Here is a 16,620-nt window from a genome sequence, read left to right as displayed (position 1 = left end):
TTGTTCCATACTTAGAAAGGAGACGACAATTATTTATCAATGCACTGTTCGGTTATTTTGTCAATGCGTAAGTCCTACTTATGATCAATCTTATGAGCTATAAGATTGCGGCATCGTGATTTTGAGCTTGGGGTATTGACACTCTCAGGTCTGAAGACACGCTAGATTCTTGAATAGACCAGCAACATGGGAAAACGAAGTACTATACCAGATCATATTCGCCATCGGAATGTACCAGTTCGCCTCAACTGAAGTGAGATCGCAGCCAGATTGCAAGAATTGCTCCCAGAGTCACACGTTACAGACCAGATTACCTTTTTGGCTCTGATGAAGTTCAGGCGAGCGGCATAAAATGACAAAGAGGCATCGTATTGGGCTGAATCTTGAGACTGCAAATGGCTCAAACCTTGTAAATAAAAAGGTTGTAAACATTCTCCAGACATTTGTAGCCCATAGCCATAAATGCTTCAATGGCTGTTGGCGTTACACAGCAAGGCCTGGAGGCAAGCTCAAGTTCTCCCCTTCGGGGAACTTGAGCTTAAGTTGTCACCAATGGGGTCTTCCTAGTAACGAGAAGCGCTCAATTAGCAATTAGCAAATTAGTAATTACATATTCTTTGGTTTGAAAATGTCTGTTAAACAATCACATTACGAGACTTTACTAGCAGAGTACAGCGAATCTTCTGCCGCGATCGCCCTGCTGAAAAAATATCGGGTTTACATGGAAATGATTCCGAGTATCCGCCGCGCCCATGAGAGTTTAATCACAATTCCTTTGCCAATTGCCCGCTTGCGAGACGGGGTTTCTTATGCCGGAAGCAGCGGCACTAGCATATCGCCCGGACAGGCAGTTTGTTTGCCCTGCGATTTGGCGATTTTGATGTGCGATCCTGAATGGAAAGTTAAAATTGGAGTGGAAATTTTGATTTTCATTCATCGTCCGGGCGAAGAGTTTTCTGAGTTGCTTGGCCGCTGGCGGCAGTCTCAAGTTTGGCTGGATAAAGGTTACGAATGGGTGATGCCGCAGCGCTACAGACATATTTACAGCGATGAAGCGGAGGCTGTTCATCCGCTATTTGTTTTGTTTGAGGAAACGCCGGAACTGATTCAACGGGGTTTGATGGCGGCTGGTTTGCCGTTTGTGGTGGAAAGTTTCGAGTCGGGGAGTGAGGAACTAGAGGAAGAAGAGTTTCTGGGTAGCGGGGAACTGGGAAGTATTGGTGAAGAGAGTTTTGATTTGTAGGGTGGGTGCGATCGCAAATAATACCAATTTCCTAAAGTTCTGCTACAGATATAGCCTCTAAAATGAATTGCTATCCCGTCAAAGAAGCAATGACTTCATTCATCAACTTGTTTAACTCTTTTTGCACCGCTGCTCTCAACTCCTCTATGTGTTCAAATCTTAACCCTTTTAATTGTCTTTTTACATACCCCCACAGTCTTTCTATTGGATTTACTTCCGGACTGTAGGCGGGCCCAAAGAGCAAAATTACATTTTCTGGTATACTGAGATTTAAAGAGTTATCAAACCCTCCATTATCTACTTGTATTATATGTAAATACCTAGGATACTTACTGGCAAATAGCTCTAATAATTTCTCAAAGCATACTATATCTAGATGCGTAAACTCGTAAAAAAACTCTCTCCTGTTAGTGTTTCTACTGCACCGTACAGCCAGAAACAAATAAAATTCCATTGCACTTTTACTTGCGATTGTATGCCTCGACCTGTTAACTTTCTTCTTTGAATTGTATGCAAACCAATTCGACTTTCATCTTCACTCCTATATCGCACTTTTCTCCATTGATTTAAAAAGCTCTCAGTCTGACGAGCGACTGCTTTTTATTAGAGATGACAGTTTTTTTAAATTCTTCTACTGCCCCGGTTTTCTGTTTTTAAATCACGGGATGCGGTACTTTTAATTTTCCTTTTAGTCGATATCTTGCCCACTAATGTACTGTCCTGTATGCCACTTTTACTTCACAGCAGCTTGTCAGCTATTGGTGTATTTCTTTGTCACTACTGAATCCTTCGGGTTCTTGTGATTCCTTTGATAATCTCTCGACAGTTTCAGGATTCATGATTCTTGGTCTTCCCGAACGAGGTTTCTGCAATAACAATTTTTCTATTCCCCCTTGTCGATAACTAGACAACCATCTTTGTACTGTGGTACGATGTTTCCCTAACCGTACAGCAGCAGACAATACGGTTTCTACCGTTTGGCTTTTGAGCCTATACAGAACTTTCAATTTTTCGTGGCGGTGAGCGTCTTTCTCTCTCCCCAGAAGAGCTTTTAGTTCTTGTTCTGTTTCCCGAATCTCAATTTTGACGCAGGAGTAACATTTTTTTCCTTGTGTTTGGGTACTAACTTACAAAAATGACCTTGACTAATTGTAGGACTACTTTAGGAAAAGGGTATGAGGGTACGCCACAGGGTGGGGTCATTTCCCCGTTACTGGCAAATATCGCCCTTCACCCCATCCCTGAAGGCGAGTAAGGTTCATCAAGAGGAGATTGGAAGAATCATCAGAAAACATAGGTGTGCGCCTCAAGCGGCATTAATCAAACACCTCAACCCTGTAATAAGGGGATGGGCTTCCTACTACGCAAACTCCGATGCCCAAAGCGTTGGAGTATTAACCAAACAAGATAACCTCGCATACCTGAAACTTCGTACATGGGGAAAACGTCGGTGTGAAAGCATCAACTCCGGTCATATTAAATACTGGACTTCCATAGGCAGCAATAACTGGGTATTCGCAACCAAGAACGGGGATGATCCCCTTCGGTTACTTAAACATAGTGAATTTGGCAGCAGTAGCACCAGCTATGTGAAAGTTAATGGCGATAAAAGCCCCTACGACGGCGACACAGTTTATTGGAGTTCCCGACTATTAAAAAACCTTGAAATGCTAGTCGTAAGGCTAAGTTGCTCAAGGAAAAAAAGGGTAAATGCCAGGAGTGCGAATTACACTTTTTTCAGGAATGGGATGTATTAGAAATAGACCACAAAATCCCTAGAGCACTAGGCGACAAGGATGAGTGGAAAAACCTACATACAACTCTTGCATCGGCATTGCCAGGATGGGAAGACTGCCAGCGATGGTAGTCAGAAGTCCTGTAATGACAAAAGGAAACACATTGAGTAACCGGATGAAGAAAAATTTTTAAGTCCGGTTTCGGAAGAGAGGGGCGGGATGGTAAGCGCGACCTGAAATGGTCGTTTTAGTACGGGGAGCCTACTCCCCTAGAGGATTCACACCCTCTACCCCTGTGTAAAAGACTCCTCATTGGAGTCCGGTCACGTCCCGGTATGGTAACAGAAAGGATGGAGTGCAGACCACAAAAGTAGCCGATACTGCAAGCCTAATGTGGTAATGGAGCAAAGGGGAGTTTTCATAAGGTGAACTAAAGTGAACTGCTGATTAAACTGCGTCATCGCCCAAAGAGCCAAATCAGGCTGACAGGCTCTAACCAAAAGGTATGTGGGTAGATTTATAGTTTTATCTTCTCTAAATCGTGTGAATATAATCCCACCGCAGAAAAGGCAGCACCTAAAAGAGAACAGACAACTAAAACGACAAAACAGGGTAAGTCCTACAGAGTCTACAAGAGGTCGAATACTTGTAGTAAGTCTGAGGTAACAAAGACTGAACTCTCCGGAGGATAGAGGATGAGTGAAAAAGCGAAAGACAGCCTGTAATCGGTTGTATAGAAGTTCAAAATTTGCTTCTGACCGAAAGGAAAAGCCGACTTCACTTGGGTTTTGTACGATAGATGAACTGACAAAGAAATCACATCTAATGATAAGTTAGATACCGCCATGCAAATGACAGTAAACGGACAAAAGAAGCAGCTAGAGAACTGGAGCGATATTAATTGGCGACAGATGACCAAGGTTGTTAGAAATCTACGTCAAAGAATCTTTCGTGTCCGTCAACTTGGTAACTTTCGCAAGTTACGAAGCTTGCAGAAGTTATTGTTACGAAGTTACGCCAACTTATTACTGTCTGTAAGACAAATTACTCAAACCAACACTGGTAAAAAGACTGCTGGGATTGATAAAGAGGTGATAAACACTCCCACACAACGAGTAAAATTTGTCCGTTCTTGGAAAGGAGGAAACTTCAAACCAGTACGACGGGTAGCAATACCCAAGAAGAACGGAAAAATGCGCCCTCTCGGAATTCCTACCGTAAGGGATAGAGTCATGCAGGCAATAGTAAAGAATATGCTAGAACCCGAATGGGAATCCCAGTTCGAGCCTAATTCCTATGGGTATCGACCTGGAAGAAGTTGTCAAGATGCAATTGCACAAAGCTGGATCAGACTAAACTCTAGTCCTAATGCTAGACATACTTGGGTTTTAGAAGCTGATATTAAGGGATTCTTCGACAACATTGCACATGAATCCATCCTCAAGAGTATTGGTAATATCCCTCACAGAGAACTAATAAGAGGATGGTTAAAAGCTGGATTTATGTTCAACGGGAAATACAACCCAACTGAGCAGGGTACACCGCAAGGAGGAGTTTTATCACCTCTGTTAGCCAACATCGGATTGCATGGATTAGAAACATTCATAAAATCCACCAATCCCAAAGTTGGTGTGGTGCGTTACGCGGATGACTTCATTGTTACCGCTAGAGACAAGGAAAGTCTTGAAAAGACCCAAATTCAGATTCAACAATGGATGTCAGAACGAGGACTTGAACTCAGTCCTGAGAAGACGATAATCACGTCAATGGAAGATGGTTTCAACTTCCTTGGGTTCAACCATAGACACTATAACGGTAAACTGTTAATCAAACCGTCCAAACAGAAAGTCCTCGACTTTTGCCAGCGGATTGGAGAGATAATCAAAGGTCTTAATGGAGCGACACAAGCAGCGGTTATAAGTAAACTCAATCCTATTCTCAGAGGTTTTGCTAATTACTACAAAGGGGTAGTTAGCAAAGAAACCTTCTCCTACATAAAATCAAGAGTGTGGGAATACCTTTGGCGGTGGTGCAAGCGTAAACACCCCAACAAAAACACCTCATGGGTACGGAAGCGTTACTTCCATACTATTAAAGGCAACAAATGGACGTTCGCCACTTATACTAGCGGCCGCCAGGGGAAAGAGAAGATTATTAGTCTCTACCCCATAGCAGACACGTCTATTGAGCGTCATATAAAGGTACGTGGTAACGCATCTCCAGACGACCCCTCACTCAAAGAATACTGGGAAAAACGTCACCAAAAACAAGGCAAATCACACTGGGAGAAGAACTCCAAGTATTACTTGGTAGCTCAGGCTCAAAATTGGAAAGGCCCTATGTGCGGTGAACCTTTATTCAATGATGAGGAGTTAGAAACCCATCACAGAGTGCCTGTGGCTCAAGGTGGACTAGACGACGTAGAAAACCTTGAACACCTGCACAAAACGTGCCATAAGCAGGTACATTCAAAAACCAAATTGAAACGGGCTTGAAGCAAAGCTTGAGCGCAGTGAGCTGGAAACTCTCATGCTGCGTTCTTAGGGGAGGGGACAGAGGTGACTCTCGAACCTTACCCGACCATCCCCCTCGACTCTAGCGTCTCACGTCCGGTTCTGAAGTAGAGGTAGGTGTAGAAATGCCCCTATCGACTCTAACAGCTAGCAGAAATTTTGCCGCTAACCGTCCCTCGGTGCAATTAATCGAATTAGAAGATGATCATTCTGTGGGAACTTTCCTAGCGGAAATGTGGGAAGCGATTCAAAAGTTTTGCCAATTCAAAAATTAAAATTTTACCAACTTGCAAGTCTCAACAATCAAATGACTGAACAAGATCGATCGACTCGCACCTTAGCCGTTGACATTGGCGGAAGCGGCATCAAAGTTATGGTGTTGGACAATGAAGGCGAACCCCAAACGGAACGCAGCCGTTTAGAAACGCCTCAACCACCGAAACCGGAACCCGTACTAGAGGCGATCGCCTCTTTAGCCAGCGGACAAGGGGAATTTGACCGAGTATCCGTCGGTTTTCCCGGCGTCGTGCGTCTAGGCGTCATCAAAACTGCAGTGAATTTAGATCCGTCTTGGATAGATTTTGACCTAGAAACTACCCTCAAAGATCGCTTGGGGAAACCTGTGCGAGTGGCTAACGATGCCGATATTCAAGGATTGGGAGCAATTGCTGGGACGGGGGTAGAATTAGTAATTACCCTTGGCACCGGTTTCGGTTCTGCCTTATTTGTCGATGGTGTCTTGGTGCCAAATCTAGAGTTAGGACATCACCCTTTTCGTAAAGGGGAAAGTTACGAACAGCAATTAGGGCGATCGGCATTAGATATAGTGGGTTCCAAAAGATGGAATCGCCGTCTGGAAAAAGCGCTCACCTCTGTGCAAAATCTCTTTAACTGCGATCGCATTTACATCGGCGGTGGCAATACTAAAAAGATTGCTTTTGAGTTGCCGCCACAGGTTAAAATAGTACCAAATGTGAGCGGTTTATTGGGCGGGATTGCTTTGTGGCGTGATTGAGTAAACTGGGTGGGAAAAATTCCCATCAATATCAAAGAAACCGGATTTTTTGCTCTGATTAAAGGCAATAATCCCGTCTTTCGGTAAAAAACCCGGTTTCTGAATCCACGATGGTTGATTAGGTTTTTGGCTTGTGCGTTAGCGGAACCCTCGAAGAGGATCGCCCTTTTAAAAAAAATTATTCGCCCATCGGATCGCGGTAGCGTTTGGGTTCATCCTTGCGAAACAGATTCGCCAAACCGAGGATGCCTAACAAACCCAAAGCACCCCAATGATTGTTGTCTTCTTGGCTTTCTTGAAGGGGAGTTCTGTCTAGAACAACTCCATTAGACTCAGTATTGTTCTGTGCCGGAGCTGAGTTAGTTTGAGCGGAGGCAGGCATAGCTGAAGGGAGAACAGCCAAACTCAAAGCTATGAGGGTAGCGGCGGCATTTTTAGATATATCGGAAGGCTTGACTTTCATACTCGGTTTCCAAATATCAGCAGTTACTTTATCAAAATAATCAATTTGCCGCAGCCGACGCATCAATCGAGCGACAGAAAATCACTTCCCTCTCTCCTCTTGCTTTCGAGATAGAAAAGGCTATATCCTAAGTTTAGACGCCTTTGATACAGCAGAAGTAAGTCGGCATTAGGCAGAAATTTCAGCAGGGAGGTAAAAAATGAAAATTTTTGCCTTCTTAATTTTTCTTGACTTTTGCCTTCTGCCTTGCTTTGTAAGGTGACAATCTAAATCAAAAGTTTAAAATCATACCATGCTTCCCTTTATCCGAAAAGACTTAGCCGAACTTACTGCATACACTCCCCATCCGGGGGGCGCGTCAGGAGAATCAGCACACTCGGAAAGTGTACTAGATCGCCTCGATACCAATGAATGCCCCTACGACTTGCCAGAAGAATTAAAAAAAAAGCTAGCTTGGACTTACCAGCAGTTAATTGAGACAAATCGCTATCCCGACGGAGGCCACGCAGCGCTCAAAGAGGCGATCGCCCAATACGTCAATGAATCAATCACAATCCCCCCGCTAGGGGGGGTTACACTGCCAAAAACCGCCATTACAGCCGACAATATTTCTGTGGGCAACGGTTCCGACGAACTAATTAGATCCATCTTAATAGCTACTTGCTTGGGCGGCGCAGGCTCTATTTTCGTTGCGAATCCCACCTTTTCGATGTATGGAATAATCGCCCAAACCCTCGGCATTCCCGTTGTGAGTGCTCAGCGGAAAGAGGAAAATTTTGAAATAGATATCGAGGCTGCTAAAAGGGCGATCAGCCAAAACCAAAATCCCCCCGTGCGCGCCGTCTTTGTCGTTCATCCCAATTCCCCCACAGCCAATGCTTTGACAGCAGATGAAATAGAATGGTTGTCAACTTTACCCGAAGAGATATTAGTAGTAATTGACGAAGCCTATTTTGAATTCAGCCAAAATACTTTAGCATACCAATTGCACTATCATCCGAATTGGATAATTTTGCGAACATTTTCCAAAGCATTTCGGTTAGCATCAATGAGAGTCGGATATGCGATCGCCCATCCCGAACTCACAGCCACCTTAGAAAAAATCCGCCTCCCCTACAACCTTCCCAGTTTCTCCCAAACTGCAGCCGAGTTAGCTCTAGCGCAGCGGCAGTTATTGCTAGCAACCATTCCCGAAACTCTATCAGAAAGAGCCAAATTAATTGCAGCGCTAACTCAGCATCAAAAATTGCAAGTTTGGCCGAGTGCGGCTAACTTCGTTTACCTGCGGGTGAAAACCGACGAGGGCGAATCTGCCGAACAGGAACACAAACAAATCATGCAGCAGCTAAAAGAGGGAGGTACTTTAATTAGGCATACTGGAGGAGGTTTGCGAATTACGGTGGGTAGCCCGGAGGAAAATCAGCGGACAGTCGATCGAATAGGAGAAATTTTTGATAACTCATAATATTAGGTATCCAGTTTCTGCTTAACACAAAAATAACTTTGGAGAAGATATATATGCTTCAAGGAAAGGTTTTACGGGTTGCTCGTCCAACGGATTGCCTCGATCGAGTTGTTCATTTCTACACAGAGGGTTTAGGGCTGCAAATCCTCGATGGTTTTGAAAACCATGAAGGTTTTGACGGAGTAATGGTTGGGATGCCAGGAGAAAGCCACCACTTTGAATTCATCCATCAACGGGGACATATTGTAGGTGGCGCTCCAACTCAAGACAATCTTATCGTCTTTTACCTTCCTAACCAACAAGAATGGCAGCAGGCTGTTGAGCGAATGAAAGCAATGGGATTTGAGCCTGTAAACTCCTACAATCCCTACTGGGACAAAGATGGAGTGACCTTTGAAGACCCAGATGGCTATCGAGTCGTTTTGCAGAATGCCGAGTGGAGCTTGTAGCAGCGCGATCGCAGCATAAGGTATCTACACCAATTTATAACTGATCATTTCCTTGCCGTGCCGCCCGAATGGTTTGGGGAAATACGCCTACTAAAAGTGCCAAAGCTTCATCGGGAATGTGTGCCACAGTTTCCGAATCCAAATATTGTTCAAACTGAGTTAAAACCATTTGTGCGCGTTCCAAAGCTGCCGGCTTTGCCGTTAACTGTTCCATTAACCGCACCCACTGCCGCCGAATTCCAAAAGCTTTCTGTATTTCTTCGGGAGATTGAGGGCAAACCAAACAAAAATCGCCCACAGGAATCGCCTGCTGAGAGTCAACATCAAAAGCGCCCCCAACGGCAGCCCCAGGCCCGGCAAACTCCGCGTGGAAATGTTTAATCAAAATTAGGCCGTTCCGGCGACGGCTATCTACCATCAACAGCTTGCCGCTGTTGATTTCTGCGAGAATTTCAGAGGAGTGGGGGTGTTCTGTCAAATCTGTGCCAAGGTTTCGATGTCGCAAGTCCGGGTCAGCAGAAAGGCCGAGGCGGACAATATAATTAGAGGTAAGATTAGAGCTGGTTGAAGTATCAATTTTTTTCTCCTCCCGCTGCCGATCGAGATTATCCATCGAAAATTGTGGGTGGAAACCCCGTGCTTCTAGCACGGCTTTACATTAGAACCTAGATATCTCACGGAATAATTGCTATAATGTGAGACATGACACAGAGAGCCTTTAAGTACCGCTTCTATCCCACGCCTGAGCAAGAAACCTTGCTCAGATGCACGATGGGCTGTACTCGTTTGGTCTACAATCGCGCCCTGGCTGTGAGAACACAGGCTTGGTACGACGAGAAAAAACGAGTCGGTTACAGCGATACTTCGGCATTGTTGACTGAATGGAAAAAGCAAGATGACTTGCAATTTCTGTCGGAGGTTAGCTGTGTACCATTGCAGCAAGGATTGAGACATCTTCAGAAAGCGTTCTCGAATTTCTTTGACGGACGGGCGAAATATCCAACCTTCAAGAAGAAACGAAACGGTGGGAGTGCAGAGTTTACCAAATCTGCATTCAAGTTCAGAAACGGGCAAGTGTTCCTTGCCAAGTGTTCTGAGCCGTTGCCGATTCGCTGGAGTCGAGAATTGCCCAAAGGCGCAACACCAACAACTATCACGGTGAAGCTCTCGGCTGCTGGAAGATGGACAGTTTCTTTGCTGGTGGATGTTGAGATTGAACCATTGCTTCCATGCTCCAACGAGATTGGGGTTGATTTGGGTGTCACAAGTCTGGTTGCTTTGAGTGACGGTGAAAAGATTGCCAATCCCAAAGGTTTTAATGCAAAACGCCACAAACTGAAGAAAGCTCAAAAGGCATTGAGTCGAAAGCAGAAAGGGTCCAACAATCGCCACAGAGCACGGCTCAAAGTTGCAAAGGTGCATCAAGAAATTGCTGATGCCAGAAAGGATTTTCTTCACAAGCTGACGATTCGATTGGTACGTGAAAATCAAACGATTGCCGTCGAAGATTTGGCTGTGAAGAATATGGTCAAGAACCGGAAGCTTGCTCTTTCTATCACTGACGCAAGTTGGGGTGAGTTGGTCAGGCAGCTTGAATACAAGTGTGACTGGTACGGTCGCACGTTGGTCAAAATTGACCGATGGTTTCCGAGTTCTAAGCGATGTGGCAAGTGTGGTCACATCGTTGAAAAACTGCCGTTGAATATTCGTGAATGGGACTGCCCGAATTGTGGCGCACACCATGACCGAGATATCAACGCCGCACAAAACATTCTTGCCGCAGGGCTTGCGGTGAAAGTCTGTGGAGCGAACGTAAGACCGGATAGGCATAAGTCTGATGGCAGTTGCGATGAAGCAGAAATATCTAAGAAGTGATTCTTGGAATCACCGTGGCGTAAGCCCGGTGAGGATGTCAATTAAAGTTATAAATTAATACTGTCACAAGGTGGTAGTTTGAGCGCGATCGAATATCAAATGCAGGTAGAACAAGCGGTAGACACCCTGAAAGCGGATCTCCCGACGCTTTTTGAGAAAGACATCTCCTACGACATCTACACAAAAGATGTTTATTTTCAAGACCCTGTTAACAAATTTAAAGGAAAAATCAACTATCGCATTATTTTTTGGACTCTGCGATTTCACGGGCAGCTATTCTTTAACGAGATTTACTTCGACCTGCACGACGTAGGTCAGACAGCCCCTGATACTATTGTGGCAAATTGGACTGTTCGTGGGACACTGCGGGTTCCCTGGAAAGCTCGGATTTTTTTTAACGGCTACTCTACTTATAAACTGGATAAAGACGGCTTAATTTACGAACATATCGACACCTGGGACAGAGAGCCCGGAGAGATTTTAAAGCAGTTTTTCCGCAAAGGGGAGGAGGCGACCCAAGTATAAGCCACAAAGGTCGATCGCGCCGAGCCATCAGGGCCGGCAACCGAATTAACTTATAATGGCTAAAATAATCATCATCCCTCCGATTCATTTTCTGCTATTTGTAAATTGCTAAAATGATTGTCGCCTCTGATTCATTTTCTGCTATTTGCACTCCTGAAAAACATCATGGCTGATATTGTCGAGACTGCCACAAATGCCGGTTCTTTCAAAACCCTCGTGACTGTTATTGAAGCGGCTGGTTTGTTAGATTTATTGCAAAGTCCGGGCCCCTACACCGTCTTAGCACCAACTGATGAGGCATTTGCCAAAATTCCTACGAACACTATTGCCTCTTGGCTGGAAGACATACCCAAGCTCAAGAAAATTCTGACCTATCACATTCTGTTTGGCGAGGTACTAACTGAGAACTTGCTTGAGTTAAGTTCTGCTGAAACAGTGGAAGGTTCTGTGGTAGGAATTGATACTTCTGACGGCATTAAAGTCAATGATGCTAAAGTTATCACTCCAGATATTCTTGCCGACAATGGCGTCATTCATATCATTGATGCGGTGCTAATACCAGCATTGGTTGCAGCATAATCAAACTTGTGGCATTTCTAAATTTAGTAGGGTGCTTATGGGCGCACCTTACATTTTAAACTAGAGAACTTACGCAAGTGTTACAATGAGTAAGATGCGTCAGAGTCCAAACCATCGCTCATCCGTCCATAACTCGGTCTGACGCACCCTAAAAGTCGATTGGATCGTGACACTTGCGTAATTGCTGAACTAATTATCCGAACCTAAAATCAATCCTGAGCGCCCCGGCAGCATCAATTCTAAAAGGCGAGTTTCCCCGTCACCTTTCCAAACAAACTCGCCTTTACCAAACAGCAATTTATCGTGAGGAGATTTCAGATTAGCTGGCTCAAAGCTAATATTAGCTTCTTCGGTCGCGACATTGACAGCAACAACTATTTCCTCATCCCCCAAAATTCGGGCAAAAACGTAAACCGTTCTTTCAGCAAACAGAATTTGGTACGAACCAGTGCGGAGGGCCGCGTATTTGTGCCGCAAAGCTATCAACTGCTTGTGGTAATCTAAAACATCAAGTTCCCAGCGAGCTTCTAAGGGAAAACCGCGGCGAGAATCGGGATCGAGAGCTCCGGGCAAACCAACTTCATCGCCGTAATAAATGCTAGGAGCTCCGGGAAAAGTTAACAGCAGCAAAGTTGCGAGTTCGACGCTAGCTTTATCGCCTCCTGCAATTGTTAACAACCTCGCAGTATCGTGACTGGCCAACAAATTAAGTTGAGTTAGCTGTATCGGCCACGGGTACATTTCCAAAACCTGCTGAATTTTGTCGCCGTACTCTTTAGCAAAAAGCGGCGGATAGGGATGGTAAGCACGGCCTTCAATTTGAGTTAAATCAACCCTGTCGCCCGCTGCAAAAGCAATAGTCGGTGCAGCAAAAAGATAATTCATTACCCCGTCAAATTGAGTACCGTCGAGCCATTCTGTCGCATCTTCCCAAACTTCGCCCACAATATAAGCTTCGGGATTAACTGCTTTAACTCGGTCTCGAAATTCCTGCCAAAATCCCGGGGTTTTAATTTCAAAAGGAACGTCCAGGCGCCAGCCATCGACGCCGAATTTAATCCAATATTCGGCGATTTCCATGATGTATTCTCGCACTTCTGGATTCTCGTGATTGAATACAGGAAGGGCTCGATTCCCATCCCAACCGGCATAATTAGCAGGAAAATTGCCGTCGTAGGCAGATAACGGCCAGCCTTCAATTTTAAACCAATCGAGCCAAGGAGAACCGGGGCCGTTTTCGAGGATGTCGTGGAAGAAGAAAAAGCCGCGGCTGGCGTGGTTGAATACGCCGTCTAGGACGATTTTGATATTGCGATCGTGAGCTGCGTCTAGAAGCTCTTTAAAAGCCGGATTGCCACCCAACATCGGATCGACTTGATAGTAGTCGTGGGTGTGGTAGCGGTGATTGCTGGCCGACTGAAATATGGGGGTGAAATAAATTGCGTTAATGCCTAAGTCTTGCAAGTAGTCTAGCTCTTCCATCACGCCCCACAAGTCCCCGCCTTTGTAGCCTTGCAGGGTGGGGATTGCGTGCCATTCTTCCCACATGAAGTTTTGCAGCATGCGTTTGCGAGGCTGTTTGCTTTTGGCGAAGCGATCGGGGAATATTTGGTAGAATACTGCGTTTTTAACCCAGTCCGGCGTTTGAATTTGCATACACTTTTTCTAGCTTTTACGGCTTAGGCTACAGTAGCAGAGGTTTCTAGGGAATCTAACTTTTGGTAGAGAATAGACACTTTATCCCATTTTGTCGATCGACAAATTGTAAAAAATTACACAAATTTGCACTCAATCCAAGATGGAAAACTGACTCTACCTAAAAATTTATCGTCCCGGCGGGCGGCGCTTTCTGACTGGTGTGGAGTCGGACAAACTCAGATAACAGGAGCGCCAGCCAAAAGAACCGGATCAAATTCCAGCAGAACCAGAGCGCGAAGAAGGGCTCATACAGAGCGTCAGCGGGCGTGGCGGCGCGATCATCGACCTGCCTTGAAAAAGAACAACAGCCCCATGAGCCTCGATCGAGAAATTGCCAAAACGGGGAATTTACCCAAAAAATTTGTAATTAACAGCCAAAACCCCGAACCTTATTCTTTTGTTAAACTGCCCTTATTTATTTAGGGGTGTTTTAACTCACAACTCCCAAATTTTTAAAATATCCATTATTGATTGAGGGGTATTTAAACTCATAACTCAAAAGCCATAACTCCAGCCCCGGCCACACTCCAACTCTTCTAAACCGGTTTTTTTTAACTCTTATTGAGGGTGTGAAGAAGTATTTGGATTAAACAACCCGGTTTGTGGGTAAGCGACTCAACTCATCACTCAAAACTCAAAACTTCCTTGCTCCCCCCCCTTGTCAAGAAGCCCTCACCATCCGACACTGTACTTGGAGAGTTAATCGACCCTAGGGAGAAAGTTCCTTGAAAAAAGTTTTAGCCATCATCCTCGGTGGCGGTGTAGGCACCCGCCTTTACCCCCTAACCAAACTGCGAGCCAAACCCGCAGTTCCCCTCGCAGGCAAATATCGCCTCATCGATATTCCTGTCAGCAACTGCATCAACTCGGAAATAGTCAAAATCTACGTCCTCACCCAATTCAACTCCGCATCCCTCAACCGTCACATCGCTCGCACCTACCAGTTTTCCGGCTTCACCGACGGATTTGCCGAGGTGCTCGCCGCCCAGCAAACTCAGGAAAACCCCAACTGGTTTCAAGGGACAGCCGACGCAGTTCGCCAATATCTCTGGCTGCTAGAAGAGTGGGACGTTGACGAATACTTGATTCTTTCGGGCGATCACCTCTACCGCATGGACTACCAGAAGTTTGTGCAGAGACACCGCGAAACCAACGCCGATATCACCCTCTCGGTTTTGCCAATGGACGAGAAGCGGGCCTCGGATTTTGGTTTGACGAAAATCGACGACAACGGTCGCATTATTTCATTCAGCGAAAAGCCAAAAGGCGATGCGCTCAAACAAATGCAGGTGGATACTACTAAACTGGGACTGACACCGCAGCAGGCTCAGGAAAGTCCTTACATTGCTTCGATGGGGATTTATGTCTTCAAAAAAGAAGTTCTGATTAAACTCCTGAAGGAATCTCCCAACCAAACAGATTTTGGTAAAGAGATTATTCCGAATAATGCAAAAGACCACAACGTTCAAGCTTATTTGTTTGACGATTACTGGGAAGATATCGGAACCATTGAGGCTTTTTACGATGCTAACTTGGCTCTGACAAAACAGCCTAAGCCGCCTTTCAGTTTCTACGATGAAAATGCGCCGATTTATACTCGCCCGCGTTTCTTGCCGCCGACTAAGCTTTTAGATACTCACGTGACGGAATCGATTATTGCTGAAGGCTGCATTCTCAAACAGTGCCGGATTGACCATTCTGTGTTGGGAGTTCGATCGCGCATTGAAGCTGGATGTACGATTCAAGACACTCTAGTCATGGGTGCTGACTTCTACGAACCCGACGCCGAACGGCATTCGAGTTTGGACAGCGGCGGCGTCGCCCTCGGTATCGGTGCAGATACTACAATTCGGCGCGCGATTGTGGATAAAAATGCCCGCATCGGCCGCAATGTTCAAATAATTAATAAAGACGGAGTGGAAGAAGCCAACCGCGAAAACCAAGGTTTTTACATCCGCAGCGGCATTATCGTAGTTCTGAAAAATGCCACGATTCCTGATGGAACTATCATTTAGTTATTAGTCATTAGTCATTAGTCGTCAGTCATTAGTTTTTTAAGTTAAAATCTGTTACCTCTCAGCAAGTGACTGATGATAAATAAGTAAATTAGTGACAGATCACCAATGACCGATGACTGATGACTGATGACGAAATTCATTCTTTTTTTTGTTGATTATTAATTTTCACCGCTGATGCGAGGTTGTCGAAATAGTTGGCTTTGTTTAAAGGCTCGCGCATTATCAATAAGCGACAGTCTCTGTTACTGTCTGCCGTGATATAGATATGTCCGATCGCCTGCGTCTGGCGAATAGCTTCTGATTCTTGTATTTGCGCTGGTAGCACGACTGACAAATGCGCTGCCCGTTTCTGAGTAACACAGAACTCTCGGAACTATCTTTCCAATCGTCGCAGCAGCCGCAAGGCCAACTTAGCAAATAATTCATAATGTTATGACCCTGGTAGCGTTAAAAGCTTATCGCTCTACTATCCTATCTTAATGTTTTATAAAAGTGTGTGATGTAGCTAACAGACAGGAGAGAACTTATGTTATATTACTTGGCTTAAAATCTATTCAGAGGTCGTAAAAATAAAATTGTATAGTACGGGTCTGGGGTGAATAAAAAACATCTAGAAATTTTGTGGAAGAACGGCGCAATTTAGGGTATTATATAGTCACAATTCAGACACCAGATTTGACCGAACTTGCTGATGAAAACCTGCTAAGATTGGGATTGGGTGATAAAGCTCATATCGAGAAGTTTGTAGGCGTAAGCCGGGGCGTAGCCATCGCACCGCGCCCCGGAAAAAAAGACTAAAAAAAGATCGATCGTCCGCGCCAGACAACCCTCCTGGACTCGCGCCCGCAACAGCAGCAGCTTTTCCCGCCTCACCTCAATCGGGCTGCCGCCTCCCGAAAGCCCTAAGCCTCATAACTCCCCAAAAGCTTGCGCCGCAGGAGTTTCACCGTCTCAAAGCTCACAGGTATAGCAACGGCTCAGATGGTAAAAACGTTCTTAATTGATGAAAGCATTGTTTTTGCTGTCGAATGCCAAAAGCAT

Annotated in this window: 19 protein-coding genes; 14 read left to right on the top strand and 5 right to left on the bottom strand. The window is 45.1% G+C overall.

Annotated features, from left to right (window positions below):
• Positions 1-628: 628 nt before the first annotated feature.
• Positions 629-1,243, top strand: a complete 615-nt coding sequence (locus QUB44_RS21585) for a hypothetical protein (RefSeq protein WP_333370636.1) — start codon at positions 629-631, stop codon at positions 1,241-1,243.
• A gap of 70 nt (positions 1,244-1,313) precedes the next feature.
• Here QUB44_RS21585 and QUB44_RS31245 read toward each other — a convergent pair whose 3' ends face one another.
• Entirely contained in the window at positions 1,314-1,697 is a 384-nt protein-coding gene (locus tag QUB44_RS31245) for a transposase (RefSeq protein ID WP_445299916.1), read from the bottom strand.
• A gap of 301 nt (positions 1,698-1,998) precedes the next feature.
• Complete coding sequence (locus QUB44_RS31240; protein ID WP_445299915.1) at positions 1,999-2,250, bottom strand: helix-turn-helix domain-containing protein; 252 nt, start codon at positions 2,248-2,250, stop codon at positions 1,999-2,001.
• 168 nt (positions 2,251-2,418) lie between these two features.
• Between QUB44_RS31240 and QUB44_RS21580 the strand changes: the two genes are divergently transcribed.
• The 5 genes from QUB44_RS21580 to QUB44_RS21560 all read left to right on the top strand — a co-directional run bounded on the left by QUB44_RS21580 (position 2,419) and on the right by QUB44_RS21560 (position 6,507).
• Positions 2,419-3,000: a group II intron maturase-specific domain-containing protein gene (locus QUB44_RS21580; protein ID WP_333370634.1), complete on the top strand. Its 582-nt coding sequence runs from the start codon at positions 2,419-2,421 to the stop codon at positions 2,998-3,000.
• The gene (locus tag QUB44_RS21575) at positions 2,931-3,110 is read left to right on the top strand and encodes an HNH endonuclease (RefSeq protein WP_333370632.1); all 180 of its coding nucleotides are present in this window, start codon (positions 2,931-2,933) and stop codon (positions 3,108-3,110) included. Before QUB44_RS21580 ends, QUB44_RS21575 begins: the two co-directional genes overlap by 70 nt.
• Positions 3,111-3,830: 720 nt before the next feature.
• Complete coding sequence (gene ltrA / locus QUB44_RS21570; RefSeq protein WP_333370630.1) at positions 3,831-5,474, top strand: group II intron reverse transcriptase/maturase; 1,644 nt, start codon at positions 3,831-3,833, stop codon at positions 5,472-5,474.
• 143 nt (positions 5,475-5,617) lie between these two features.
• The gene (locus QUB44_RS21565; RefSeq protein ID WP_333370628.1) at positions 5,618-5,767 is read left to right on the top strand and encodes a hypothetical protein; all 150 of its coding nucleotides are present in this window, start codon (positions 5,618-5,620) and stop codon (positions 5,765-5,767) included.
• A gap of 32 nt (positions 5,768-5,799) precedes the next feature.
• Positions 5,800-6,507 carry an ROK family protein gene (locus QUB44_RS21560; RefSeq protein WP_333370626.1) on the top strand — a complete coding sequence of 236 codons (708 nt, stop codon included), beginning with the start codon at positions 5,800-5,802 and terminating at the stop codon, positions 6,505-6,507.
• A 178-nt stretch (positions 6,508-6,685) separates the two neighbouring features.
• Here the strand turns inward: QUB44_RS21560 and QUB44_RS21555 are convergent, their stop codons facing one another.
• Complete coding sequence (locus QUB44_RS21555) at positions 6,686-6,970, bottom strand: WGxxGxxG family protein (RefSeq protein WP_333370624.1); 285 nt, start codon at positions 6,968-6,970, stop codon at positions 6,686-6,688.
• 292 nt (positions 6,971-7,262) lie between these two features.
• Between QUB44_RS21555 and QUB44_RS21550 the strand changes: the two genes are divergently transcribed.
• Positions 7,263-8,435 (top strand): histidinol-phosphate transaminase, encoded by a 1,173-nt coding sequence (locus QUB44_RS21550; protein WP_333370622.1) that lies wholly within the window; start codon positions 7,263-7,265, stop codon positions 8,433-8,435.
• Positions 8,436-8,488: 53 nt separating this feature from the next.
• Entirely contained in the window at positions 8,489-8,884 is a 396-nt protein-coding gene (locus QUB44_RS21545) for a VOC family protein (protein ID WP_333370620.1), read from the top strand.
• Between the two features lie 34 nt (positions 8,885-8,918).
• On the opposite strand, the gene QUB44_RS21540 is transcribed toward QUB44_RS21545, so the two are convergent.
• The gene (locus QUB44_RS21540; RefSeq protein WP_333370618.1) at positions 8,919-9,533 is read right to left on the bottom strand and encodes a hypothetical protein; all 615 of its coding nucleotides are present in this window, start codon (positions 9,531-9,533) and stop codon (positions 8,919-8,921) included.
• A gap of 53 nt (positions 9,534-9,586) precedes the next feature.
• Here QUB44_RS21540 and QUB44_RS21535 point away from each other — a divergent pair, with 53 nt between their 5' ends.
• The 3 genes from QUB44_RS21535 (at position 9,587) to QUB44_RS21525 (ending at position 11,863) form a co-directional block, all read left to right on the top strand.
• On the top strand, positions 9,587-10,759 hold the full coding sequence (locus QUB44_RS21535; RefSeq protein WP_333370616.1) for an RNA-guided endonuclease TnpB family protein: 1,173 nt from the start codon (positions 9,587-9,589) through the stop codon (positions 10,757-10,759).
• A 99-nt stretch (positions 10,760-10,858) separates the two neighbouring features.
• Positions 10,859-11,284, top strand: coding sequence for a DUF2358 domain-containing protein (locus tag QUB44_RS21530; protein ID WP_333199006.1), 426 nt, complete (start codon positions 10,859-10,861; stop codon positions 11,282-11,284).
• Between the two features lie 165 nt (positions 11,285-11,449).
• Positions 11,450-11,863 carry a fasciclin domain-containing protein gene (locus QUB44_RS21525; RefSeq protein WP_333370614.1) on the top strand — a complete coding sequence of 138 codons (414 nt, stop codon included), beginning with the start codon at positions 11,450-11,452 and terminating at the stop codon, positions 11,861-11,863.
• Between the two features lie 189 nt (positions 11,864-12,052).
• On the opposite strand, the gene QUB44_RS21520 is transcribed toward QUB44_RS21525, so the two are convergent.
• A complete protein-coding gene (locus QUB44_RS21520; protein WP_333370612.1) occupies positions 12,053-13,519 on the bottom strand; it encodes a glycoside hydrolase family 13 protein in 1,467 nt (488 codons plus the stop codon).
• A 126-nt stretch (positions 13,520-13,645) separates the two neighbouring features.
• On the opposite strand from QUB44_RS21520, the gene QUB44_RS21515 reads away from it, so the two are divergent.
• The 3 genes from QUB44_RS21515 to QUB44_RS21505 all read left to right on the top strand — a co-directional run bounded on the left by QUB44_RS21515 (position 13,646) and on the right by QUB44_RS21505 (position 16,377).
• Positions 13,646-13,984, top strand: a complete 339-nt coding sequence (locus QUB44_RS21515) for a hypothetical protein (RefSeq protein ID WP_333370610.1) — start codon at positions 13,646-13,648, stop codon at positions 13,982-13,984.
• Positions 13,985-14,286: 302 nt separating this feature from the next.
• Complete coding sequence (locus QUB44_RS21510; RefSeq protein WP_333370608.1) at positions 14,287-15,576, top strand: glucose-1-phosphate adenylyltransferase; 1,290 nt, start codon at positions 14,287-14,289, stop codon at positions 15,574-15,576.
• A gap of 624 nt (positions 15,577-16,200) precedes the next feature.
• Positions 16,201-16,377, top strand: coding sequence for a hypothetical protein (locus QUB44_RS21505; protein WP_333370606.1), 177 nt, complete (start codon positions 16,201-16,203; stop codon positions 16,375-16,377).
• Positions 16,378-16,620: the final 243 nt, after the last annotated feature.

Source organism: Microcoleus sp. AT3-D2 (genome assembly GCF_036705715.1).
In the GTDB taxonomy this organism is placed as follows: Bacteria; Cyanobacteriota; Cyanobacteriia; order Cyanobacteriales; family Microcoleaceae; genus Microcoleus.
The sequence above is the reverse complement of the archived record's forward strand: the minus strand, read 5'-3'. Positions and strand labels throughout refer to the sequence as shown.

Bases quoted from the DNA above. Each gene is read 5' to 3' on its own strand.
- QUB44_RS21585 (WP_333370636.1), top strand. From the start codon at position 629: ATGTCTGTTAAACAATCACATTACGAGACTTTACTAGCAGAGTACAGC.
- QUB44_RS31245 (WP_445299916.1), bottom strand. From the start codon at position 1,697: ATGGAATTTTATTTGTTTCTGGCTGTACGGTGCAGTAGAAACACTAAC.
- QUB44_RS21580 (WP_333370634.1), top strand. From the start codon at position 2,419: ATGAGGGTACGCCACAGGGTGGGGTCATTTCCCCGTTACTGGCAAATA.
- ltrA (WP_333370630.1), top strand. From the start codon at position 3,831: ATGACAGTAAACGGACAAAAGAAGCAGCTAGAGAACTGGAGCGATATT.
- QUB44_RS21565 (WP_333370628.1), top strand. From the start codon at position 5,618: ATGCCCCTATCGACTCTAACAGCTAGCAGAAATTTTGCCGCTAACCGT.
- QUB44_RS21560 (WP_333370626.1), top strand. From the start codon at position 5,800: ATGACTGAACAAGATCGATCGACTCGCACCTTAGCCGTTGACATTGGC.
- QUB44_RS21555 (WP_333370624.1), bottom strand. From the start codon at position 6,970: ATGAAAGTCAAGCCTTCCGATATATCTAAAAATGCCGCCGCTACCCTC.
- QUB44_RS21550 (WP_333370622.1), top strand. From the start codon at position 7,263: ATGCTTCCCTTTATCCGAAAAGACTTAGCCGAACTTACTGCATACACT.
- QUB44_RS21545 (WP_333370620.1), top strand. From the start codon at position 8,489: ATGCTTCAAGGAAAGGTTTTACGGGTTGCTCGTCCAACGGATTGCCTC.
- QUB44_RS21535 (WP_333370616.1), top strand. From the start codon at position 9,587: ATGACACAGAGAGCCTTTAAGTACCGCTTCTATCCCACGCCTGAGCAA.
- QUB44_RS21530 (WP_333199006.1), top strand. From the start codon at position 10,859: ATGCAGGTAGAACAAGCGGTAGACACCCTGAAAGCGGATCTCCCGACG.
- QUB44_RS21525 (WP_333370614.1), top strand. From the start codon at position 11,450: ATGGCTGATATTGTCGAGACTGCCACAAATGCCGGTTCTTTCAAAACC.
- QUB44_RS21520 (WP_333370612.1), bottom strand. From the start codon at position 13,519: ATGCAAATTCAAACGCCGGACTGGGTTAAAAACGCAGTATTCTACCAA.